At 63.4% G+C, this 23,257-nt stretch carries 16 protein-coding genes; 10 read left to right on the forward strand and 6 right to left on the reverse strand.

Annotation, left to right across the window (positions count from 1 at the left end; translation table 11 throughout):
- Nucleotides 1-14 precede the first annotated feature (14 nt).
- Both ABID59_RS25430 and ABID59_RS25435 read right to left on the reverse strand, forming a co-directional pair.
- The gene (locus ABID59_RS25430; RefSeq protein ID WP_502916829.1) at nucleotides 15-941 is read right to left on the reverse strand and encodes a response regulator; all 927 of its coding nucleotides are present in this window, start codon (nucleotides 939-941) and stop codon (nucleotides 15-17) included.
- Nucleotides 925-4,296, reverse strand: coding sequence for a hybrid sensor histidine kinase/response regulator (locus tag ABID59_RS25435; protein ID WP_354085193.1), 3,372 nt, complete (start codon nucleotides 4,294-4,296; stop codon nucleotides 925-927). The genes ABID59_RS25430 and ABID59_RS25435 overlap by 17 nt, the downstream gene beginning before the upstream one ends.
- A 177-nt stretch (nucleotides 4,297-4,473) precedes the next feature.
- Here ABID59_RS25435 and urtA point away from each other — a divergent pair, with 177 nt between their 5' ends.
- The 9 genes from urtA to ABID59_RS25480 all read left to right on the forward strand — a co-directional run bounded on the left by urtA (nucleotide 4,474) and on the right by ABID59_RS25480 (nucleotide 15,819).
- A complete protein-coding gene (gene urtA / locus ABID59_RS25440) occupies nucleotides 4,474-5,733 on the forward strand; it encodes an urea ABC transporter substrate-binding protein (RefSeq protein ID WP_148754350.1) in 1,260 nt (419 codons plus the stop codon).
- A gap of 131 nt (nucleotides 5,734-5,864) precedes the next feature.
- Nucleotides 5,865-6,791: an urea ABC transporter permease subunit UrtB gene (gene urtB, locus ABID59_RS25445; RefSeq protein WP_354031428.1), complete on the forward strand. Its 927-nt coding sequence runs from the start codon at nucleotides 5,865-5,867 to the stop codon at nucleotides 6,789-6,791.
- 18 nt (nucleotides 6,792-6,809) lie between these two features.
- Nucleotides 6,810-7,952, forward strand: a complete 1,143-nt coding sequence (urtC, locus tag ABID59_RS25450) for an urea ABC transporter permease subunit UrtC (protein WP_148754352.1) — start codon at nucleotides 6,810-6,812, stop codon at nucleotides 7,950-7,952.
- Nucleotides 7,953-8,016: 64 nt separating this feature from the next.
- Complete coding sequence (urtD, locus tag ABID59_RS25455) at nucleotides 8,017-8,772, forward strand: urea ABC transporter ATP-binding protein UrtD (protein WP_354031429.1); 756 nt, start codon at nucleotides 8,017-8,019, stop codon at nucleotides 8,770-8,772.
- A gap of 222 nt (nucleotides 8,773-8,994) precedes the next feature.
- Nucleotides 8,995-9,684, forward strand: coding sequence for an urea ABC transporter ATP-binding subunit UrtE (gene urtE / locus ABID59_RS25460; RefSeq protein WP_148754354.1), 690 nt, complete (start codon nucleotides 8,995-8,997; stop codon nucleotides 9,682-9,684).
- Nucleotides 9,685-9,711: 27 nt separating this feature from the next.
- Nucleotides 9,712-10,941, forward strand: coding sequence for a formamidase (gene fmdA / locus ABID59_RS25465; RefSeq protein WP_354085194.1), 1,230 nt, complete (start codon nucleotides 9,712-9,714; stop codon nucleotides 10,939-10,941).
- A gap of 71 nt (nucleotides 10,942-11,012) precedes the next feature.
- A complete protein-coding gene (locus ABID59_RS25470; protein ID WP_354085195.1) occupies nucleotides 11,013-11,390 on the forward strand; it encodes an FmdB family zinc ribbon protein in 378 nt (125 codons plus the stop codon).
- A 43-nt stretch (nucleotides 11,391-11,433) separates the two neighbouring features.
- The gene (locus tag ABID59_RS25475; protein ID WP_148754357.1) at nucleotides 11,434-12,474 is read left to right on the forward strand and encodes an aliphatic amidase; all 1,041 of its coding nucleotides are present in this window, start codon (nucleotides 11,434-11,436) and stop codon (nucleotides 12,472-12,474) included.
- 267 nt (nucleotides 12,475-12,741) lie between these two features.
- Nucleotides 12,742-15,819 (forward strand): autotransporter outer membrane beta-barrel domain-containing protein, encoded by a 3,078-nt coding sequence (locus tag ABID59_RS25480; protein ID WP_354085196.1) that lies wholly within the window; start codon nucleotides 12,742-12,744, stop codon nucleotides 15,817-15,819.
- A gap of 3 nt (nucleotides 15,820-15,822) precedes the next feature.
- Here ABID59_RS25480 and ABID59_RS25485 read toward each other — a convergent pair whose 3' ends face one another.
- The 4 genes from ABID59_RS25485 to ABID59_RS25500 form a co-directional block, all read right to left on the reverse strand.
- Nucleotides 15,823-16,653, reverse strand: coding sequence for an MlaD family protein (locus ABID59_RS25485; RefSeq protein ID WP_354085197.1), 831 nt, complete (start codon nucleotides 16,651-16,653; stop codon nucleotides 15,823-15,825).
- Nucleotides 16,654-16,811: 158 nt separating this feature from the next.
- Nucleotides 16,812-19,055: an acetate--CoA ligase family protein gene (locus ABID59_RS25490; RefSeq protein WP_354085198.1), complete on the reverse strand. Its 2,244-nt coding sequence runs from the start codon at nucleotides 19,053-19,055 to the stop codon at nucleotides 16,812-16,814.
- Nucleotides 19,056-19,250: 195 nt separating this feature from the next.
- Nucleotides 19,251-19,820: a class GN sortase gene (locus tag ABID59_RS25495; RefSeq protein ID WP_148751068.1), complete on the reverse strand. Its 570-nt coding sequence runs from the start codon at nucleotides 19,818-19,820 to the stop codon at nucleotides 19,251-19,253.
- Between the two features lie 96 nt (nucleotides 19,821-19,916).
- Entirely contained in the window at nucleotides 19,917-22,190 is a 2,274-nt protein-coding gene (locus tag ABID59_RS25500; protein ID WP_354085199.1) for a marine proteobacterial sortase target protein, read from the reverse strand.
- Between the two features lie 189 nt (nucleotides 22,191-22,379).
- Between ABID59_RS25500 and ABID59_RS25505 the strand changes: the two genes are divergently transcribed.
- Nucleotides 22,380-23,153 carry a helix-turn-helix domain-containing protein gene (locus ABID59_RS25505; RefSeq protein ID WP_354031436.1) on the forward strand — a complete coding sequence of 258 codons (774 nt, stop codon included), beginning with the start codon at nucleotides 22,380-22,382 and terminating at the stop codon, nucleotides 23,151-23,153.
- Nucleotides 23,154-23,257 lie beyond the last annotated feature (104 nt).

Raw genomic sequence — 23,257 nt, forward strand, 5'->3', positions numbered from 1 at the left:
TCGTCCTAGCGAAACTACGAATTCCTCCTTGTCGCATTCGTCGCGATCGCTGCCGCCGCGGTCCGGTTCTCTACGCCCAGCTTGGCGTAGATCTGCTCGAGATGCTTGTCGACGGTGCGCGGGCTGAGGCCCAAGATCTGCGCGATGTCGCGATTGGTCTTGCCCTTGCTGAGCCAGACCAGCACCTCGCCCTCACGGGTGGTGAGGCCGAGCTCGCTGGTGAACTCCGGCGGCAGCGCGGTGCCGGACTCCTTCGACAGCCGCAGTAGGAACTCGTTCGGCGCGGTCTCGCCCATGTAATAGAACCGGAGTTGCGGATTGTCGGGCAGGGAAGCGGCCTGCGACTTCGCGCTGCCCTTGCCTTTCGCCTGCTCCAACCATTGCAGCATTGACGCCGGCAGGACGAAGTCGTCGGCCTGCGCGCCGTGATGATCGGCCAGCAGCTTTTGCGCTTGCGGCGTCGCCCACAGGATGTGGCCCAGGCGGTTGGCCGCGAACAGGAAACGGCCGGAGACGTCGAGTGCAGTGCGCGCGCTCTGGGTCAGCCGCGCATTGCCGAGATGGACGCGGATGCGGGCCAGCATCTCCTCGATCACGATCGGCTTGGTCACGTAGTCGACGCCGCCGGCGTCCAGCCCGCGCACGATATGCTCGGTCTCGGCGAGGCCCGTCATGAAGATCACGGGGACATTGGCAAGGCCCGCGTCGCGCTTGAGCCGCCGGCAGGTTTCGAAGCCATCCAGGCCGGGCATCACGGCGTCGAGCAGCACGATGTCGGGCGTGATCTGGTCCACGATGCGCATCGCGCTCGCGCCGTCGAGCGCAACCATCACCGTCATCCCGGCGCCGTCGAGCGCATCGGTGAGAAGCCGCAGCGTTTCGGGAGAGTCGTCGACAACGAGCGCGACGTCGCGCTTTTTTGTCTCAATGCTCATAAGCATGCAATGTTTTCAATGTGGTCATGTACTGGTCGAGATCGAAGCGATCGACCAACGATCGCATCTGGGCGACGAAGTCGGCATGTTCCGGATGCTCGCTGCCGATCTCGTCGAGCTTCAGCTGGATGCCCTTGACGTAGCCGATCTGGCCGAGCCCGATCAGCGCTTCGATGTGCCTGACCGGTGGCCGTGAGCCGCTTTCGGGGTGCCACAACGGCACGACGATCTCGTCGGAGCCATATTGCCATTCGATCTTGAGGAGTTGGCGGATAGTTTCCAGCAGCCGCGGGATGTCGATCGGCTTCATCAGATAGCCGTCGTGGAAGGGCTGTGCGAGCGGTGCGCCATGCGCCTCCAGCGCGCTCGCCGACACCATCAGGATCCGCGCCTGATGATGTCCGTTTGCGCGCAGTTGCTCCGCAACGGTCCAGCCATCCATGCCCGGCATCGAGATGTCGAGCAGGAACAGATCGGGCCGGCAATGCTGCGCCAGCGCGAGGCAGCCCGGTCCGTCGGCAGCGCTGAGCAGGATGAAGCCGAGCGGGGTCAGAACCTCGCGCAGGAGGTCGCGATGCACGGGGTCGTCGTCGGTGATGAGGATGGTCTTGCGCTGGCCGTGATAGCCGGAGACCGGGGCCTCCACCGGCGCGATGCGCCTGGGGTTGGTCACCTCCGACAGCAGCATCTTCACCTTGAAGGTGCTGCCGCGGCCGACCGTGCTCGCAACCTTGATGTCGCCGCCCATCACGCCGGCGAGCAACCGGCTGATGGTGAGCCCCAGTCCTGTGCCCGTATGCGGTTGCGAGACTCCAAGCGCGCCGCGCTCGAACGGCGCAAAAATGCGTTCGAGATCGTCGCCCTGGATACCGGGGCCGGTATCGGTCACCTCGAATTCGGCAACAGGACTGCGGTAGTGCACGATAAACTGCACGCTGCCGATCTGGGTGAATTTGATGGCGTTGGAGAGAAGGTTGATCAACACCTGACGCAGCCGCTTCTCGTCGGCATAGACCACCGTCGGCAATGTCGCCGGACGCCTGAACACGAAGTCGATGCCTTTGGCGCCGGCTTGAAGCCGGAACATGCCGACGAGCTGATCGAGGAATTCGCTGAGCCGCACCTCGTCGCGCGACAGATAAAGCCGTCCCGCCTCGATCTTGGAGATGTCCAGGATGCCGTCGATCAGGCCGGAGAGATGATCGGCGCTGCGGCGGACGACGCGGACCTGGTCGCGCGGCTTGGTGTTGAGCGTTGAATCCTGCTCCAGCAGCTGGGCATAGCCGCTGATCGCATTCAGTGGCGAGCGCAGCTCATGGCTCAGCCCCACCACATAGCGGCTCTTGGCGAGATTGGCGGATTCGGCGACCTCCTTGGCGCGCTGGAGCTCGGCATCGGTGCGCTTGTGCGCGTCGATCTCCTGGATCAGCAGCGTCGTTTGCCGCCGTGTCTCGGCCTCCGCGGCGCGGCGGCTCTGCTGCGCCAGCACGAACAGCCAGGCGACCACGCCGATGATGATGCTGAGCGAGAAGAACACCTTCCACAGCACGTTGGAGACAAGCGCGTTCTCGCCATGCACGCTCGCCGAGGTCTGCAGATAGATCAGCCCGAGCACCAGCGCGACGAGACCCGCCGAGACCACGAAGACGCCGATATAGTGGCCGAACTGCGAGTTGATGCGCGCATAGATCGGCTGCGGCAGGATCTTGCCGAGCGCGTCCGCAAATTGCACCTGCGCCCGCGCGTGCGGTTTGCAGAGGTCGTGGCAGCGTGCATCGAGCGAGCAGCACAAGGAGCAGATCGGGCCGGCGTAAGCAGGGCAGGACGTCATGTCCTCCGGTTCAAAACTGTGCTCGCAGATACAGCACTGGATCGCCTCGATATTGGCCCAGCTCCGCTTCGGCTTGCGCGCGATGTAGAATTTTCCGTCGGTCAGCCAGGCAATGATCGGCGCGGTGACGAAGGCCACCGTCAGCGCGACGAAGGCGGCGAGAGCCTTCATGGTCGGGCCGAACAGGCCGTAGAATGCCGCGATCGAGACGATGATCGCGAGCGTCATCGCGCCGACGCCGACCGGATTGATATCGTAGAGATGCGCCCGCTTGAACTCCATCTGCGGCGGGCGCAGGCCGAGCGGCTTGTTGATGACGAGATCGGACACCAGCGCGCCGACCCAGGCGATCGCGACGTTGGAGTAGAGCGCGAGCGTCTGCTCCAGCGCCTTGTAGACGCCGATCTCCATCAGCAGCAGCGCCACCATCACGTTGAACACCAGCCAGACCACGCGTCCGGGATGGCTGTGCGTCAGGCGCGAGAAGAAATTCGACCAGGCGATCGAGCCGGCATAGGCGTTGGTGACGTTGATCTTGATCTGCGACAGCACCACGAAGAAGCCGGTCAAGGCCAGCGCGAGATCCGGGTCCGACAGCACGTAGCGAAAGGCCACGACATACATATGTGCGGGCTCGGCCGCCTCTTCGGGTGGCACGCCGTGGCTCAGCGCGAAGAAGGCGAGGAACGAGCCGGCCAGAAGCTTCAGCGCGCCGAGCACGATCCAGCCCGGCCCCGCGCTCATCAGCGCGATCCACCATGAGGCCCTGGAGGTGCGGCGGTCGCGCGGCAGAAATCGCAGGAAGTCGACCTGCTCGCCGATCTGCGCCACCAGCGAGAACACCACGGAGGATGCGACGCCGAACAGCAACAGATCGAAATGGCCGCCGAGGTCGCCGTGCTCGCCGGCGAATTTGTGCCATTCCGTGAAGGAGTGCGGGCTGGCCCATGCAATCGCGGCGAAAGGCAGGATGTGCAGGACGACCCAGAGCGGCTGTGTCCAGAGCTGGAAGCGGCTGATCAGCGTGATGCCGTAGGTCACGAGCGGAATGATCGCGACGGCGCTGATGAGGTAGCCGATCGGGCGGGGGATGCCTAAGCACATCTCCAGCGCGGTTGCCAGGATCACCGCCTCGATCGCGAAGAAGATGAAGGTGAAGGAGGCGTAGATCAGCGAGGTGATTGTCGAGCCGATATAGCCAAAGCCGGCGCCGCGCGTGAGCAGGTCAATGTCGATGCCGCACTTGGCTGCATAATAGGCAATCGGCACGCCGCAGAAGAAGATGATGGTGGAGACGACGAGGATTGCGGCTGCGGCGTTGGTAACGCCGTAGTTGAGGGTGATGGTGCCGCCGATTGCCTCCAGCACCAGGAAGGAGATCGCACCAATCGCGGTGTTGGCGACGCGAGCAGCGGACCAGCGTCGTGCGCTTTTGGCGGTGAAGCGCAGCGCGTAGTCTTCCAGCGTCTGGTTGGCGACCCATTGATTGTACTGGCGCCTGACGCGGTCTATTCGCTGCCGCCCTGCCACTTACACCCCACTCCCGAACTCGTCCGAACCTCTCGTGAACTCGCAAATCCCGTACCAAAAGCCTACGTCGCTATTTTGCGGTGCAGTATACGCGATCTTGCGTATGCTTGCAGTGCACAAATTCGAGCCATCCTCACGGTACCAATCGCGTGTCCTCGAACAAACAGTGGGGTGCTCATGTCAGACGAAGAAACCAAGGGCCTTTTGTCGCCGCTCCGGCGCAAACTATTGATGGGAATCGCTGCCGTCCCGGCCATCACGATGCTGCCGCGGGCGTCCTTTGCGCAGACCCCGGCGACCTCGGCGATCAACACCACCGGCCTCGCGGTGACCGATACCGAGGTGACGGTGGGCATCCTACACTCCGCTACCGGCACCATGGCCATCTCCGAAACCGGCTCGATCGAAGCCGAAAAGCTCGCCATCGAGCAGATCAACGCCGCCGGCGGCGTGCTCGGCCGCAAGATCAAGTTCATCCAGGAAGACGGCGCCAGCGACTGGCCGACCTTCGCGGAAAAGGCCAAGAAGCTGCTCGTCAACGACAAGGTCGCGGCGATCATGGGCTGCTGGACCTCGGCCTCGCGCAAGGCTGTGCTGCCGGTCGTCGAGCAGTATAACGGCATGCTCTACTACCCGACCTTCTACGAAGGCCTCGAGCAGTCCAAGAACGTGATCTATACCGGCCAGGAAGCGACCCAGCAGATTCTCGCCGGCCTGAACTGGATCGCCAAGGAGAAGGGCGCGAAGTCGTTCTTCTTCGTCGGCTCCGATTACATCTGGCCGCGCACCTCGAACAAGATCGCGCGCAAGCACGTCGAGAACGTGCTGAAGGGCAAGGTTGTCGGCGAGGAGTACTATCCGCTCGGCAACACCCAGTTCAACTCGGTCATCAACAAGATCAAGCTGACCAAGCCCGACGTGATCTTCACCGACGTGGTCGGCGGCTCCAACGTCGCCTTCTACAAGCAGCTCAAGGCCGCCGGCATCGACCTCTCCAAGCAGGCGCTGCTGACGATCTCGGTGACCGAGGACGAAATCGACGGCATCGGCGGCGAGAACATCGCGGGCGCCTATGCCTGCATGAAGTACTTCCAGTCGCTCGACAATCCGAACAACAAGGCCTTCGTGCCCGCGTTCAAGAAGATGTGGGGCGAGAAGACCGTGATCGGAGACGTCACCCAGGCTGCCTATCTCGGCCCGTGGCTGTGGAAGTTGACGGTCGAGAAGGCCGGCTCGTTCGACGTCGACAAGATCGCGGCGGCTTCACCCGGCGTCGAGTTCAAGGGCGCGCCGGAAGGCTACGTGCGCATCCACGAGAACCATCACCTCTGGTCGAAGACCCGGGTGGGACGCGCCAAGCTCGATGGCCAGTTCGAGCTGATCTACGAGACCGCCGATCTCGTCGAGCCGGATCCGTTCCCCAAGGGCTACCAGTAAGAGACGCGGCGACCGCCGCGGTTTCCCCAAGCTCGAGCCGCTCCCTGGCATGGATTGCAAGTCTATGCCCAAGACCCCCGCGTCGCGAATCTGCTCGCGACGCGGGACCTCATCCCTGACGGAGGACATCGATGTTCGGCGACTACTCGCTTGGTGACCTTGGCTCCATTTTCGTCATGCAGGGCTTTGCAGGACTGATCCTGTTCTCTGTCTATGTGCTGATGGCGCTCGGTCTTGCGATCATCTTCGGCCAGATGGGCGTCATCAACATGGCCCACGGCGAGTTCATGATCCTCGGGGCCTACGTCACCTGGATGACATCGAATTTCTTCCAGGCCTATTTGCCGAGCCTGTTCAGCGGCTACTTCTTCCTCGCGATGATCCTCGCCTTTGTCGCATCCGGCGCGTTGGGAATGCTGGTGGAATGGGTGCTGATACGGCATCTCTACAAGCGCCCGCTTGATACGCTGCTTGCGACCTGGGGCCTCAGCCTGATGTTGCAGCAGGCCTATCGCTCCGTATTCGGTGCGCGTGAGGTCGGCGTCGAGTTGCCGCAATGGATGCTCGGATCGCTGCACGTCACCGACAGCATCGAGGTGCCGATCAACGGCGTCTTCGTGATGTGCCTGACCCTGCTGATCACGATCGCCGTCGCGTATGTAATGTACAAATCGCGCTGGGGGCGCCAGGTCCGCGCGGTGGTGCAGAACCGCATCATGGCCGGCGCGGTCGGCATCAACACCGAGAAAGTCGATCGCTATACCTATGGCCTCGGCTGCGGCATCGCCGGCGTCGCCGGCAGCGCCTTCACCATGATCGGCTCGACCGGGCCGACCTCCGGGCAGCTCTACATCGTCGACACGTTCCTGGTGGTCGTGTTCGGCGGCGCCGCAAGCCTGCTCGGCACCATCGCCTCGGCCTTCTCGATCTCTCAGACGCAATCCACCCTCGAGTTCTTCATGTCGGGCTCGATGGCCAAGGTGCTGACGCTGCTCGCCGTTGTCGGAATCCTGATGCTGCGTCCGCAGGGGCTGTTCGCCCTCAAGGTCCGCAAGTGAGAAACAGAGGCTGATGCAATGACCGACAATCGGTTCTTCAATCGATCGGAGCTCATCGGAATTCTGGTGCTCGCAGTCTTCCTGGTGGTGGTGCTGCCGCTCACGCTCGACGTCTTCAGGCTCAACCTGGTCGCGAAATACCTGACCTATGCCTTCGTCGCGCTGGGGTTGGTGGTCTGCTGGGGCTATGGCGGCATTCTCAGCCTCGGCCAGGGCGTGTTCTTCGGGCTCGGCGGCTACTGCATGGCGATGTTCCTCAAGCTCGAGGCATCGAGCGTGGAGAACACCAAGATCCAGTCGACCCCCGGCATTCCAGATTTCATGGACTGGAATCAGATCACGGCACTGCCGCTGTTCTGGAAGCCCTTCAACAGCTTAACCTTCACCATCGCCGCCATCATCCTGGTGCCCGGCATTTTCGCCCTGATCATCGGTACCGCGATGTTCAAGCGCCGGGTCGGCGGCACGTACTTCGCCATCATCACCCAGGCGGTCGCGGCCATCCTCACTATCCTGATCGTGGGCCAGCAAGGCTACACCGGCGGCATCAACGGCATGACCGATCTGCGGACGCTGAAGGGATGGGACATCCGGCCCGATCACGCCAAGGTCGTGCTGTATTTCTTCGAGGTCGGATGCCTGTTCGTCTGCATCATGATCGCGCAGTTCATCCGGCACTCCAAGCTCGGGCGCATCCTGGTCGCGATGCGGGAGAAGGAGGATCGGGTCCGGTTCTCCGGCTACAGCGTCGCGAATTTCAAGATCTTCGCCTTCTGCATCGCCGCCGTATTCGCTGCGATCGGCGGCGCGATGTTCGCCCTCAATGTCGGCTTCATGTCGCCGTCCTTTGTCGGCATCGTGCCGTCGATCGAAATGGTGATCTACACCGCGGTCGGCGGCCGGCTGTCGATCCTCGGCGCCGTCTACGGCACGCTGCTGGTCAATTTCGCCAAGACCAGCCTGTCGGAAACGTTCCCCGAATTGTGGCTGTTTGGTCTCGGCGGCCTGTTCATCGCCGTGGTTCTCGCATTCCCGAACGGTCTTGCCGGAATCTGGGGCGACTATGTGCAGCCGCGCATCGACCGCCTGATCTCGCCGCGCAAACCCAAGCCTGAAGGCTGGACCGACAGCTCGGTCGCCGACGGCGCCCCGGCCGAGTGAGGAGATCATCATGCTCGTAGGTCATCACGATGCCGATGCCACGCTGGCAGTGAGGAGATAGATCATGCTCGTCGGTCATCAGCCCAAGGAATTCCTGCTCGCTGTCGAAGCCCTGACCGTTTCCTTCGACGGGTTCAAGGCAGTCAACGATCTCTCCTTCTATGTCGACGAGAACGAGATCCGCGTCATCATCGGTCCGAACGGAGCCGGCAAGACCACGGTGCTCGACCTGATCTGCGGCAAGACCAAAGCGACGTCGGGCTCGATCCAGTTCCGCGGCAAGGAGCTGACGCGGATGAAGGAGAACGAGATCGTCAAGACCGGCGTCGGCCGCAAATTCCAGAACCCGTCGATCTACGACGATCTCACGGTGTTCGAGAACCTGGAGATCTCCTATCCGCGCGGGCGTTCGGTGTTCGGCGCGCTGACCTTCACCCGCGATGCTGCCGTGCGCGACCGGGTGGACGAAGTCGCCGAGATGATCTTCCTGAAGGATCGGCTGAACATGAGCGCCGATCTGCTCAGCCATGGTCAGAAGCAGTGGCTCGAGATCGGCATGCTGCTGATCCAGGATCCGGACCTCCTGATGCTCGACGAGCCCGTCGCCGGGATGAGCGTGTCCGAGCGGGCCAAGACCGCCGAGCTCCTCAACCGCATTATCAAGAATCGGTCGGTGCTGGTGATCGAGCACGACATGAAGTTCGTCGAGGACATCGCACACAAGGTCACCGTGCTCCACCAGGGCCAGATCCTCTCCGAGGGGACCATGGAGAAGGTGCAGAACGATCCCAAGGTTATCGAAGTGTACTTGGGGCATTGAGCATGATGAATTCGAGCAAGTCTGCTGCAGCACCGACGGTGCACCTCTCCCCTTGTGGGAGAGGTCGGATCGCGCAAGCGATCCGGGTGAGGGGTATCTCTCCGCGCATCAAACTGCCCGTCGAATCCGCGGATGCTGACCCCTCATCCGTCGCGGGCTTCGCCCGCGCCACCTTCTCCCACAAGGGGAGAAGGGAGACACACCGGGCCTAGGAGCGCATCAATGCTGGCAATTTCAGATCTCCACGTCGCCTACGGCCAGAGCGAGGTGCTGCACGGGCTCAACGTCAAGGTCGCGCCCAATGAGATCGTCGCGATCATGGGCCGCAACGGCATGGGCAAGACCACGCTGATGAAATCGCTGATGGGTATCCTTCCGGCGAAGAGCGGCTCGGTGACCATGGACGGTGCCGAGCTCGGCGGGTTGCCGAGCTACGAGCGCGTGGCCAAAGGCCTCGCCTATGTGCCGCAGGGCCGCATGATCTTCTCCACCATGACGGTGAAGGAGAACATCGAGACCGGGCTCGTCGTCTCCGGCGGGACCGAGGTGCCTAGCGACATCTATGAGCTGTTTCCGGTTCTGCTGGAGATGAAGGATCGTCGCGGTGGCAATCTCTCCGGCGGGCAACAACAACAATTGGCGATTGCCCGCGCGCTCGCAACCAAGCCGAAGGTGTTGCTGCTGGACGAGCCCACTGAAGGCATTCAGCCGTCAATCATCAAGGAGATGGCGCGGACGCTCAAGCGCATCCGCGATGAAAAGGGCCTGTCGATCGTGGTGTCCGAGCAGGTCCTGAGCTTTGCGCTCGATATCGCCGACCGCGTGCTGGTGATCGAGAACGGCGCCATCGTGCGCGACGACCCGCGCGACAGCGTCGATGCTGCGCAGGTCTCGAAATATCTGTCCGTCTAACCAACCGTGTAAAAGGGGAGCTTCTCGATGCCAGAGACACTGATCAAGGTCGATCTCACCAAGTCGGCTTACGAAAATGACATGGTGCACAACCGCTGGCACCCCGACATTCCAATGGTGTCCTGGGTCAATCCCGGCGACGATTTCATCATCGAGACCTATGACTGGACCGGCGGATTCATCAAGAACAACGATTCCGCCGACGACGTGCGCGATATCGATCTCTCGATCGTGCACTTCCTCTCCGGTCCGATCGGCGTCAAGGGCGCGGAACCTGGCGACCTCCTCGTGGTGGACTTGCTCGACGTCGGCCCGATGAAGGAGAGCCTGTGGGGCTTCAACGGCTTCTTCTCCAAGCAGAATGGCGGCGGCTTCCTCACCGACCACTTCCCGCTGGCGCAGAAGTCGATCTGGGACATCAAGGGTCTCTACACCTCGTCGCGCCACGTGCCTGGCGTGAATTTCGCAGGCCTGATCCATCCCGGCCTGATCGGCTGTCTGCCCGATCCCAAGATGCTGGAGACCTGGAACAAGCGCGAGGCCGAGCTGATCTCGACCGACCCGACCCGCGTGCCCGGTTTGGCCAATCCGCCGTTTGCGGCGACGGCCCATGGCGGTCGTGCCAAGGGAGACGTCAAGGCCAAGATCGGCGCCGAAGGTGCGCGCACGGTGCCGCCGCGCGAGCACGGCGGCAATTGCGACATCAAGGATCTCTCCCGCGGCTCGAAAATCTACTTCCCGGTCTATGTGCCCGGCGCCGGTCTTTCGATGGGCGACCTGCACTTCAGCCAAGGCGATGGCGAGATCACCTTCTGCGGCGCGATCGAGATGGCCGGATGGCTGCATCTGAAGGTCGAGGTGATCAAGGACGGCATGTCGAAATACGGCATCAAGAACCCGATCTTCAAGCCGTCGCCGATCACGCCGAACTACAAGGACTATCTGATCTTCGAAGGCATCTCGGTCGACGAGCAGGGCAAGCAGCACTATCTCGACGTCACCATCGCCTATCGTCAGGCCTGCCTCAACGCGATCGAATATCTGAAGAAGTTCGGCTACTCCGGCGCCCAGGCCTATTCGATCCTTGGCACCGCACCGGTTCAGGGCCACATCTCCGGCGTGGTCGACGTGCCCAATGCCTGCGCCACGCTATGGCTGCCGACGGAGATATTCGACTTCGACGTGATGCCGTCGGCGGCTGGTCCCATCAAGCACATCACCGGCGATATCGAGATGCCGATCTCGCCGGACAAATGATCACTGCTCTCCCTCTCCCCGTTCTTACGGGGAGAGGTCAGCGGACATCACCGAGCGCGAAGGGACACAAGATGCCGGTCTATGAATATCTCTGTGACGATTGCGGTCCGTTCAAGGATCTGCGCCCGATGGCGGAATGCGACGATCCGCAAAACTGTCCGCATTGCGAGGCGATGGCGCCACGCGTCATCCTGACCGCACCAAACTTCTTCTGCATGCCGACGGAGAAGCGCAAGGCTCACGCCGTCAACGAGCGCAGCTCGCACGCGCCGCAGACGCTCGCGCAATACAAGGCCTCGCACGGCCCCGGTTGCGGCTGCTGCTCGTCGGGCAAGACCGTGAAGGACAGGAGCACGTCGGAGAAGACGAAGCCGGCGCGGCTGGTGACCAAGACCAGGAGCGGCGCCAAGGGCTTTCCGACGGCGCGGCCCTGGATGATCAGCCACTGACAAACGCGATGACCTCAAACCAATAAAAGACAGGAGCGCTCAAATGCTTCACGGCGATATTTCCAGCAGCAACGACACCGTCGGCGTCGCAGTGGTCAACTACAAGATGCCCCGCCTGCACACCAAGGCGGAGGTGCTCGACAACGCCCGCAAGATTGCCGACATGCTGGTGGGCATGAAGGCCGGCCTGCCCGGCATGGACCTTGTCATCTTCCCGGAATATTCCACGCAAGGCATCATGTACGACTCCAAGGAGATGTACGAGACCGCCTCGGCCGTGCCCGGAGAGGAGACCGCGATTTTCGCCGAGGCTTGCCGCAAGGCAAAAGTGTGGGGCGTGTTCTCGCTGACCGGCGAGCGCCATGAGGAGCATCCGCACAAGGCGCCCTACAACACGCTGATCCTGATGAACGACCAGGGCGAGATCGTGCAGAAGTATCGCAAGATCATGCCCTGGGTGCCGATCGAGGGCTGGTATCCCGGCAATTGCACCTATGTCTCCGATGGCCCGAAGGGCATGAAGGTCAGCCTGATTATCTGCGATGACGGCAATTTTCCTGAGATCTGGCGCGACTGCGCCATGAAGGGCGCCGAGTTGATCGTGCGCTGCCAGGGCTACATGTATCCGGCCAAGGAGCAGCAGATCCTGATCTCCAAGGCGATGGCGTGGGCCAACAATGTCTATGTCGCGGTTGCCAACGCCGCCGGCTTCGACGGCGTCTATTCCTATTTCGGCCACTCCGCGATCATCGGCTTCGACGGTCGCACGCTCGGCGAGTGCGGTGAGGAGGACTACGGCATCCAGTATGCGCAGCTCTCGAAGCATCTGATCCGTGATGCCCGCCGCAACGGCCAGTCGCAGAACCATCTCTACAAGCTGGTCCACCGCGGCTACACCGGCATGATCAATTCGGGCGAGAGCCCGCGCGGCGTCGCGGCCTGTCCCTATGATTTCTACAAGAACTGGATCGCGGATCCGGAAGGCACGCGGGACATGGTCGAGGCGATGACGCGCTCGACGCCGGGCACGGCCGAATGCCCGATCGACGGCATCCCGAACGAGGCCGCGCCGAGCAATTACTAGGTCACGACGGCCGATATCCGGGTCGGTGAGCAACCGTATCTTGCGCGGAATGGTAAGTTTGCCCGGCAAAACCGTGGCGCGGTTGCAACATAGCTGTCGGATTCTGCCCTGGTTGTACGCCAAACGGACGCATTCCGACCCGACCGTAGTTCTACGGAACGTTCTCTTGGCCTAAGTTCACTGGCGGAACAGCTGGGACTGGGGGAGTGTGACGTGAGGGGCGTGGGGCTATGGAGGCCGCAGGGTGAACTGCGCCGGTATGGCGCCGTGTCATGCGCTGGCGCATCGGCCATCCTGACGCTCGTGTTCGGTCTCGGCATTTCGACCACGCCGGCCACTGCGCAATGCGTGCCTGATCCGGTCTCGAGCGGCCAGACCGTCACCTGTAGCGGCACTGATACCGACGGCTTTCAGGCCGGCGCTGGCGTTAACAGCCTCACCGTGAACGTGCTGTCGGGCGCGACCGTGAATGACAACGGCTCAGTCTCGATCGGCCTCAACGACTCCAACACCGTCACCAACAGCGGGGCGCTCTCGGCAGGTTCGGGCCTGACCGGCGTCAGCGCGGGAAATTCGAATACCGTGACCAACAACGGCATCATCACGGTGCTTGACAACGGCCTCGGCATCTCCGCGCTCGATCACAACGTCATTGCCAATGCCGGAACGATAACGACCGGCGACAGCGGTGCCGCGATCTCGGTAGGTGACAACAACACCGTCACCAACAGCGGCGCGCTGTCCGTCGGGGCGTCGGGCGCAGGCATCTTCGCGGGACAGGCCAACACAATCACCAATGCCGCGACAGGCACGATCACCGGCACCAACGATTCGATCGGGATCTTCGCGTTTGGCGGTGCGACCGTGACGAACGCCGGCGCGATCACCGTCGGCGATTCCACCGGATTCTCCGGCGGCATTCTCGCGACCAACAACAACAACACGGTCGTCAACACGGCCACCGGCACGATCTCGGTCGGGCAGAATGCCGCCGGCATCTTCATGCAGGGAAACTTTCAAACCGTCAGCAATTTTGGCGCTATCACGGCAGCCGACTTCGGCGTCGGTATTGCCCTATTTGGCGATGACGCCAAGGTCACCAATGGCGGTTTGATCACGACGGGCGACAGCGGGTCGGCAGGCATTTCGGTGCAGGGTGATCGGGCCGTCATCAGTCAGAGCGGGACGATCAGTGTTGGCCTAGGCGGTGCGGGCATCGCCTATTCCGGCCTGTCCTCCGCGATCACCAACAGCGGGCGGATCACGGGGACCGATTTCGCCGAGGGTATCGTGGTGTTCGGTGATTCCAATACTGTCACCAACAATGGCACGATCTCGGTCGGGGCCGCTGGCGTCGGCATCGACGTGACGACACTGAGTACGACCAACCAGGTCGTCAATACCGGCACCATCACAGTCGGGGCCAGCGGTGTCGGCATCAGCGTGAGTGGTGGGGCGAGCGTCTTCAACTCGGGAACCATCAACGCCGCGACCGGTTTTGCTGCGATCGAGTTCTGTAGCTGTGGCCCGAACACGCTGACCCTCGGGCCCGGCAGCATCATCAACGGATTCGTGCTTGGCGCCGGCACCGACACCTTCCAGCTCGGCGGCACCGGCAAGGATACGTTCGATCTCAGCCTGATCGGCACCGGCCTCCAGTACGACGGCTTCTCGACCTTCAACAAGGTCGACAGCTCGACCTGGACGGTGACGGGCACCGGCAATCAGGACTGGAACGTGCTCGGCGGCACGCTGATGCTCGCCGGCACCATCAACGGCAATGTGAGCGTCGCGGCGGGCGGTACGTTTGGCGGGGTCGGCACGGTCGGAAGCTCCATCTCCATCAATGGCGGCGCGCTGGCGCCGGGCAGCCCAACCGGCACGCTCACCGTGTCAGGTGGTCTCTCGTTCACACCGACGTCGAGCTACGTGGTGCGGGTGTCTGGCACGAGCAATGGCATCGCGGTCGTGGTGGGAACGGCAACGCTCGGCGGCGCCACGGTCGTGGTCGTCCCGACCGGATCGATCGCGAAGCACTACACGATCCTGACTGCGGGCACGTTGCCCGACAGGTTCAACCCGGTCGTGGCGGGGCTCTCGCCGAATCTCCAGGCCAGCCTGGGCTACGACCCGAACAATGTGTTCCTCGATCTCGCGCTGAATTATGGCGGCGGTCTCAATATCAATCAGCAGAACGTCGCCAATGCTTTGACACGCTACTTCAACACCACAGGTGGCCTTCCCCTGACGCTGGCGAACCTCTCGCCATCCGGCCTGACTCAGGCCTCGGGCGAATCCGCAACCGGATCGCAGCAGACGACGTTCAATGCGATGAACCTGTTCATGAGCCTGTTGACCGACGTGTTCGGCTCGGGGCGCGGCGGCACGCCCGGCGCGACGCCTTATGCCGATGAGACCAGCGCGACTGCCTACGCCGCATCAGGCAAGCGCCCGAGCGACGCCTTTGCCTCGATCCAGCGCAAGGTGCCATCGCCGACATTCGAGCAGCGCTGGGATGCTTGGGCGGCCGGCTTCGGCGGCTCGCAGACCACCGACGGTCGCGCGGCACTCGGCTCCAACAACACAACCAGCAGCGTCTACGGAACCGCGGTCGGTCTCGACTATCGCTTCTCGCCTGCGACAGTCGCGGGCTTCGCGCTCGCCGGCGGCGGCACCGGTTTCGGCGTCAACGGACTGGGCTGGGGCCATTCGGATCTGTTCCAGGCCGGCGCGTTCGTTCGCCACAATGCCGGGCCTGCCTATGTCACGGCCGCACTGGCCTATGGCTGGCAGGATGTCACCACCAACCGCATCGTCACGGCCGCCGGCACCGATCAGCTGCGTGCGCAGTTCAATGCCAACGCCGTTTCAGGCCGTATCGAGGGCGGCTATCGCCAGGCGATGCCGTGGATCGGGCTGACGCCCTATGCCGCGCTCCAGGCCACGATGTTCAGCCTGCCGAGCTATTCGGAATTCGCCGTGGTCGGCAACAACGCCTTTGCGCTCAACTATGCCGCCAAGGACGTGACCAGCACCCGCACCGAGCTCGGCCTGCGCGCCGACAGATCGTTTGCCACCGCCGGCGGTGTGCTGACGTTGCGCGGCCGCGCCGCATGGGCGCATGATTTCAGTCCGGATCGCACGGTCGGCGCGGTGTTCCAGACGCTGCCTGGATCGGCCTTCGTCGTGAACGGTGCCGCGCTGGCGCGCGATTCCGCACTGACCACGGCGTCGGTGCAGATGTACTGGATGAACGGCTGGTCCGCGTCGACAACCTTCGAGGGCGAGTTCTCGAATGTCACGCGATCCTACGCCGGCAAGGGCGTCGTGCGTTACACCTGGTAGGCTCTACCGCTTCTGCTGCGTTGGCTTGCGCGGCGGACGCGGGGCGGCGGCAGGCGCGGGCGTCCCGCTCATCTTGTTGGCGGCTTCACTGACATCGAGCAGCGAGCGGCGCGTGTCCTCAAGAAAGCTTACCGATTTCTTCCTCATGGTGTCGGCGAGCTCGTGCAGCCCCGTCACCTTTTCGAACAGCTCGTCGGCCTTGCCGTCGACGAAGCCGGGGACCACGCCCTCAATCTTCGTGACGGCCTTGTCGAAGCCCGCAAATGCATTGTCGACCTTGAGCATCACCGCGTCGATCTGGTCGCCCTTGCCTCTAAGGTCGGCGGTATAGTCTTCGAACGTACGCAGGCCGCCCTTGATCGCCGGCGCGTTGCTGACGATCGTGCGATCGACGCTGTGCAGCGTGTCGACGATGGATTCAGCGTCGCTGAGATCGGCGGTCAGCACGGGAATGCCGTCCGGATCCAGCGGCACCGGCGGCGCGGAGGGGGCGCCGCCGATCAGCGAGACCGCAGCGACGCCGGTCAGGCCCTGGAACTCGATGCCGGCGACCGTGTCCTTGCGGATCGGCGCGGTGTTGTCGAGCGACACCAGCGCCACGACCTTGCGCGGACTGTCCAGCTTGATCGACAGGATCTGGCCGGCCGGCACGCCGTCGAAATTGACCGGGCCGCCGCGGCGCAGGCCGCTCGCGGAACCGCCCTCGAACACGACGCGCAACTGGCTGCGGCTTTGGATCGTGCGCCATTTCTGCACGCCGAGCAGGCCGCCGAACGCCAGGGCGATCACCGCCAGCGTCGCCGTTCCGATCACCAGATTGCTCGCGCGTGCCATGCGGGTGCGATTTTACGACCAAAGTGGCGAAGTTGGAAGGAGCCCGGATGGCCGCAATGCTAACGGGGGCGGGTTAACGACTTGTCCGCCGTAGCTCGAAGGGCGAGGGCGGAAGCGCAACACGCCATTTTCTCACCGACCGTCCGCCTTACGCGACATCAATGGCGCGCTGCCCGTTTTGCTGCGGCATTGTTCAGCACGATGAGCGCGTCGACGGCGACGCCGGTTTTGGCATTGATCAGGAATGGATTGACGTCGATCGAGGCGATGCGGTCGCCGGCATCCGCGATCAGGTTGGACAGGCCGACCAGCGCCTTCACGGCGGAGGCCTCGTGCAGCGCCGGCTTGCCGCGATAGCCGCGCATCTTGATGCCGGCCTTGGTGCGGCCGATCAGGAGCCGCGCCTCGGCCTCGTCCAGCGGCGCGCCGGCAAGGGCCACGTCCTTCATCAGCTCGATATCGATGCCGCCGGTGCCGAACAGCACGACCGGTCCCATCTCGGCATCGAGCGAGGCGCCGACCACGAGCTCGAGATCGGCCTTGACCTGCTGCGCGATCAGGATGCCGTCGAGCTTTGGCTTGCCCTTCAGCTTCTTCACCCGCGCGGTGATGTCGGAAAAAGCTTTCTTCACATCAGTCGTGCTGTTGAGGTTCAGCACGACGCCGCCGATGTCGGATTTGTGCAGGATCTCGGCGCTGACGACTTTGGCCACGACCGGGAAGCCGATCTGCTTGGCGATCTTCACCGCGTCCGCCGCCGTCTGCGCGATTCCCTCCTTCGAGACCGGGATGCCATAGGCCTTCAGCAGCCTCTTCGAGGCGACCTCGTCGAGCGCGGCGCCGCTCGCCGATGCCATTGCTTTCTCCAGCACGGCGCGCGCGGCGGGCTTCGAGCTCGAGACGATGTCGGGAACTTCCTTGCGCAGTCTCGCATAGGCGAGCAGCGATTTGATCGCAGTCACCGCGCGGTCCATGCCCTGCATCACTGCGAGATGCGGCAGCGATTTGCGCAGGCCCTTGGTGAACTCGGTGAAGCCGATCGACATCGCGCTGATATAGATCACGGGCTTTGCGGCCCGGCTCGCCATCTCGTCGACGATGCGCAAATTGCGCTCGCGCTGCTCGTGCGGCGCTTTTGGAAACTCGGCGTCGATGATGACGATGTCGATATCGGGGTCGTCGATCATCAGCTTGATCGACCTCATGTAGACGGAGGGATCGACCACCGCGGCAAAGCCGGCATCGAGCGGATTGCCGACGATCGAGCCGGGGCCGAGCATCTTCGCCAGCTCGCTGCTGACATGTGGACTGAGCGGCGCGAAATTCAGGCCTTCTGCATAGAAGGCATCGATTAGCATGCCGCGCTTGCCGCCGGACAATGTGACTGCGGCGAGCCGGTCGCCCTTCGGCACGGCGGCATGGACGAAGCATTCGGTGGTCTCGATCAATTCGTCGAGCCCACGCACGCGGATCACGCCTTCGCGGGTTGCGATCGCGTCGAATGTCTCGATCGAGCCCGCCAGCGCACCGGTGTGCGCCATCGCGGCGGCGCGGCCGCCTTCCGATGATCCGAGCTTGAGCGCGATCACCGGTTTGCTCGCGGCGCGCGCGGCCTTGCAGGCGTCGCGAAACGCCTTGGTGTTACGCACGCCTTCGAGATAGACCACGATCACCTTGACGCTCGGATCCTCGGCGAAATAGCGCATCAGGTCGGGTGTCTCGAGCCCGGTCTCGTTGCCTGTTGTCACCATGTAGCCGACACCGACGCCGCGATCCTCCAGGGCCTGCCGGATGGCCATGACGATGGCGCCGGATTGGCCGGCGATCGCCACCGCCCCCTGCTCCATGGTGACGATGCGGTCGTCGATGTTGGTGAAGAGCTTCTCGCAGGCGCTCAAATTGCCGAGGCAGTTCGGGCCGGTGACGGCTAGTCCCGTCTCGCGCACCGCCTGTTGCAGCTCCGAGGCGAGCATCTGGCTCTCCTCATCCTGCAACTCGCTGAAGCCCGAAGTGACGATGGTGGCGGACCGCGCGCCGGCAGCAGCAGCGTCGCGGATCACCTGCACGGCAAAGCGTGCGGGCACCAGCACCAGAACGTGATCAGGCTTCTCGGGGAGGCTCGTAAAATCCTTGTAGCAGGGCACGCCCCAGATGGTTTCGCGCCTGGCGTTGACAGGATAGAGCCCGCCCTGGAAGCCATATCTGGCCAGATTGTTCCAGATGCGCTCGGCGTAATTGCCCGGCTTGTCGGTCGCGCCCACCAGCACGATGTTGCGCGGATGCAGCATGGCGTGGATGCCCTTGACGATGTCACTGGCATCGGGCGGCGGCGACCATGAGCGGGCAGGAACCGATGCAGCAGAGACCTGCGCTTTAAAGACCTGCGCTTTAGAGGCTTCCATGGTTTGACATCACCTTTTGTTCTTCTTGGTGGCGCGTAACGTTGTTCTATGGCGAGTTCGGTGGAGTGGCAACCGGTGGAGCTGCATGCCGCACGGCGGAATGCGTGGCGGATCGCAAGCGACGACTTCAATCGCGCGCGCCAAGCCCGGTTTTCGAGAGCTCGATCGATCCCGGACGGGGTCGATTGCGAACGGCTAGTCCCTCTCATCGATCAGGATGGCATGCAGGAGGTAACGTTCGGGGCCGGACGTAACGGCGTCGAACGGCCAGCAGGTCGCAAGGACAAGCTCGAAATCCTGCGTCGCGGGATCGATGCCCGATGCGTCGAAACGGACTACGCTTGAGGAATCCGCGCGATAGCGAAAGCGTTCACCGTCACTGCGCGTGACATCGATCACGTCACCAATGGTAACATCCCGCAGGAAGCGGAAATGGGTATCGCGATGGGCGGCATAAACGGCAACGCCGCGCTCGCCGGCATCAACCGTTTCGTTGATGTGACCGGGGCCGAAGGCGAGCGCCTGCCCGCTCGTTCCGGAGAGCACGATGGCACTGGCGCCGATCCGTTTCACCTCGATCCGCGCCACCGGCCAGGTATCGGCCCAGGACCATGGCTTGACCGGCCGGCCCGTCGCAACGCTCCGGTCGAACGCACGCTCCAGGAGCACCTGCGCGAGCCACGCCTTGGCGTGGATGTAGGCGCCGTCGCCGAACAGGATCGTTCCGATGACGGCGAGAGCGAGAGGAAAGATGAGGCGGGGCATCGTGTCTACCGTCCGAAAAAAAAGGGCGCGCGCGGCCGTTGGTATCGGGACGGGCAGCCGCGCGCGCCAAGCAAGAGGAGTTGGGGCGCTCCTCTCTCAAGCGGCGTCAGTGAGCAAGTGCTGACGCCGGTTGAACACGAACAGGATCAGGGCGAGAACGATCATGATCAGGCCTGCGATCATCTTCAGCGCGGCCGCAGTCGCGGTCTTGGGCAGGCGGATCGCATCGGGTGCGACAGGAGCCGGACGCCTTGCCGCAGGCTGGCCTGCATCGGCGCGGCGCTCGCGCAACTGTGTCGGCGTCAGCTGCGGCCGTTCGCCAAACATTTTCGCGAAATCCCAGCCGGCCGGCAGGTTGATCGGAAGCTCACTGAGCTTGAGCGGCTGGCCTTCGGGACGGCTCGGCGTCTTGTCGACCGCGACGAGACTGGTCAGGCGCGTGACGATCTGATGGTCGAGCGCCAGCGCAAGGATCGTCTTGTCCGTGTCCTCCGGCGTCATCTCGCGGAGCGTCCGCGCCACCTCGGCATCGCCGATCTTGCGCCTGGCCCAGAGTTTTGACAGGCCCTCGCCTTCGGCGGCATTTTGCAGCGGCAGCGTCACCGACCACGGCCGGTCGCCGACGCGGCCCTTGATCTCCAGCGAGCCCGCAAGCTTGTCGAGCTTTGCCGCGAGCACCAGCGGCTCGTCGCGATAGATATCGGGAATGATCGCGGGCGTGACGTCGGCTTTGGCTTCCGAGAATTTTGCGGTGAGGCCGGTCACGGCAGGATTCTCCAACTTGGCGAACAGGCCGCGCATGCGCTCCTCGACCTGCTCGACCGAGCCGATATGGGTGAAGGCGCCGCGGCCGAGCTCGGAAGCCCGCGTCATCAGATAGGTGTTGGGCGCGGAGCCGATGCCGACCATGAAGATGCGCGAGCGGCCGCGCATCGCGGTGATCGTCTCGAACAATTGCTGCTCGTTACCGATCGCGCCGTCGGTCAGGAACACGATTTGCCGGACCATGTTGGTGTCACTGATCGTGTCAGTCAGTGCCGCACGCATCGCCGGCACCATCTCGGTGCCGCCGCGCGCCTGCAATGTGCTGACGAATGACGTCGCTTCACCGACATGCGCGATATCGGCTGGCACCGACGTCGGAAACAGCGCGTCCATGGTGTCGTCGAAGCGGATCACGTTGAAGCGGTCGTTCGGCTGGAGGCGGCCGAGGGCATAAAGAAGGCTCGCCTTGGCCTGCTCGATCGAGGTGCCGCCCATCGAGCCGGAATTGTCGATCACGAACACCACCTCGCGCGGCAGCGGCTTCTGCGTTGTTTGCTCGGCGGACGGCGGCGTAACGAAGGCGAGCAGATAGTCGGCATCGCCGACATGTTCGCGGAACAGCCCGACCGACGGTGCCTTTTCTGCCACAGGCTTCCAGGTCAGCTCGAAGTCGCGGTCGGCGGGCACTGTGCCGTCGGCAAGCGTCACGACGCGCGTCGTGTTGTCCGGGCTCTCGATCCTGACGTTGTGATGGTGGCTCTTGACTTCGCCAAGCGCAAAGCCAGCCTTGAGGTGCACCGTGATGCTGGTTGGATTGATCGGCGCGCTGTTCGGAGAAGTGTTGGCGGGATCGAGAACCGGCGGCGAGATGCGGTCACGGTCGGGCACCGGGTCTGAACTGGTCGCGCCCCAGCCGGAGCCGTCCTTGCGAAAGTCGACGCTCTGCACGATCGGCGCCGGATTGTAGCGCGGTCCGACTACGAGCGGCACGCGCAGCGAATATTCGTTGCCGGATTGATGCACCGGCTCCTGATATTCGATCTGCACCAGCACGGTTTCGCCGGGACCGATATTGGCGACCGAGTTGGTGAAGATGTTGGGCCGCTCCTGCTCGGTGAGCGCGGCCTTCTGTCCGTTGCGGCGGGCCTGCTCGTAGATCACGCGTGCCTGCTGACGCTCTCTGATGTCGCCGACGATGACGCGGTCGCCGACCACCATCTTCAGCGTATCGACGGCGCCGTCGGTGGCCAGCGGGTAGACATAGGTCGCCTCGACCCAGTCCTTGGTCGGGTTGCGAAAGATCTGCGTGACGCGCGTGCGCAGCGTCGGGCCTGATACCGTGATGTCGACGTCGATCCCGAGGCGGATGGCTTCGGTGTAAGCGCCGTCCTCCTTCAGGAGGAGGCTGCCGGACTTGGCATCGCCGGGCTGGAGCAGGCTTGCCTGCTCGGTCGTCGCCGACCAGCCAGGTGCGAAGCTCACCAGTAGGGCCACGAAGCTGACCAGGAGCACGGCAATGCCCTGCGCCAGGAGGAACAGTCCGACCTTGACCAGCCTGCCGAGCCAGGGGTGCCCGTTGCTGTCGACCGTATCGCAATTGTCCATTTGGCCTGCTCCCGAAAGGTGGTTGACGACGCCGAGCATCGGTCGGAAGGGAGCGATTTCGCGAGCAGAATGATCGGCAATGTTCTGCCGCGGCTGGCCCGGGCAGGCCGCCGCTTTGACGGCGATGTCCGGTTTTGTGCTGACTTGTCCGCCCTGCTAGAATGATGCCCGTGGGAAGCAGGGCTAACGATGCAGACGCCGGATAAACTCAACGACGGGCAGCTTTCGGACGAGCAGAGCCGCGAGGTCGCGGAGACGATCCGCGAGGAGATCGCGAGGCGCAGGATTTCGAGGCAGGCGCTGGCCGAGCAGGCCAAGCTCAGCCTGTCGACGTTGGAGAAGGCGCTCGGCGGCCGCCGCCCGTTCACGCTGGCAACCACGGTCCGGCTCGAGCAGGCGCTGGGCGTGTCCTTGCGCAAGAGCAGCACGGTTGCGCCGTCGCCCCCGGCCGGCAACGATGTCGCGCCCGACAGTCTCGGCTCCTATTCGCATCGCGCGGTGACCTGGATCGAGGACGTCTACATCACGCTGCGGCCGTCCTTTGGCGACAAGGACGCGATCTTCGCCTATCGCACCGAGATCGTCTGGGAGCCCAGAGTCTCCTCGCTGGTCTTCCGCGAGGGCGAGCGGACCGATGCCGCCTATGAGCACACCGGCGAAGTCGCGGTGCCGCATCAGTCGGGGTTCATCTACCTCGTCATCAACAAGCATGGCCAGCATCGGGTGATCACGGTATCGCGCCCGACGGTGAACGGCGAGATGTATGGCATCATCTCGTCGCTGCGCGCCGGCCCCGGCTCGCAATTGACGCCGATAGCTGCGCCCATCGCCTATGTTCCGCTGAAGAACGTCCGAGAGCCGACGCTGGGGCGGATCGCACCGGATAACCCCAACCATGCATTGTATCGCAGTCACCTGCGTCGCACGGTGGAAGAGCCGTTTGCTCTGTTCCTGCCGGGGTAGGTACGCTCCCTAGAGCGTTAGCCGATCAGGTTGCAAGTACCCTGCGGCCACGAAGTAGTTTGTGGATTCTGCGGGCGTGTAGGTGTCGACGATGCGACCAATAG

Origin of the sequence: Bradyrhizobium sp. S3.3.6 (genome assembly GCF_040546905.1) — a bacterium.
Classification (GTDB): Bacteria; Pseudomonadota; Alphaproteobacteria; order Rhizobiales; family Xanthobacteraceae; genus Bradyrhizobium; species Bradyrhizobium cytisi.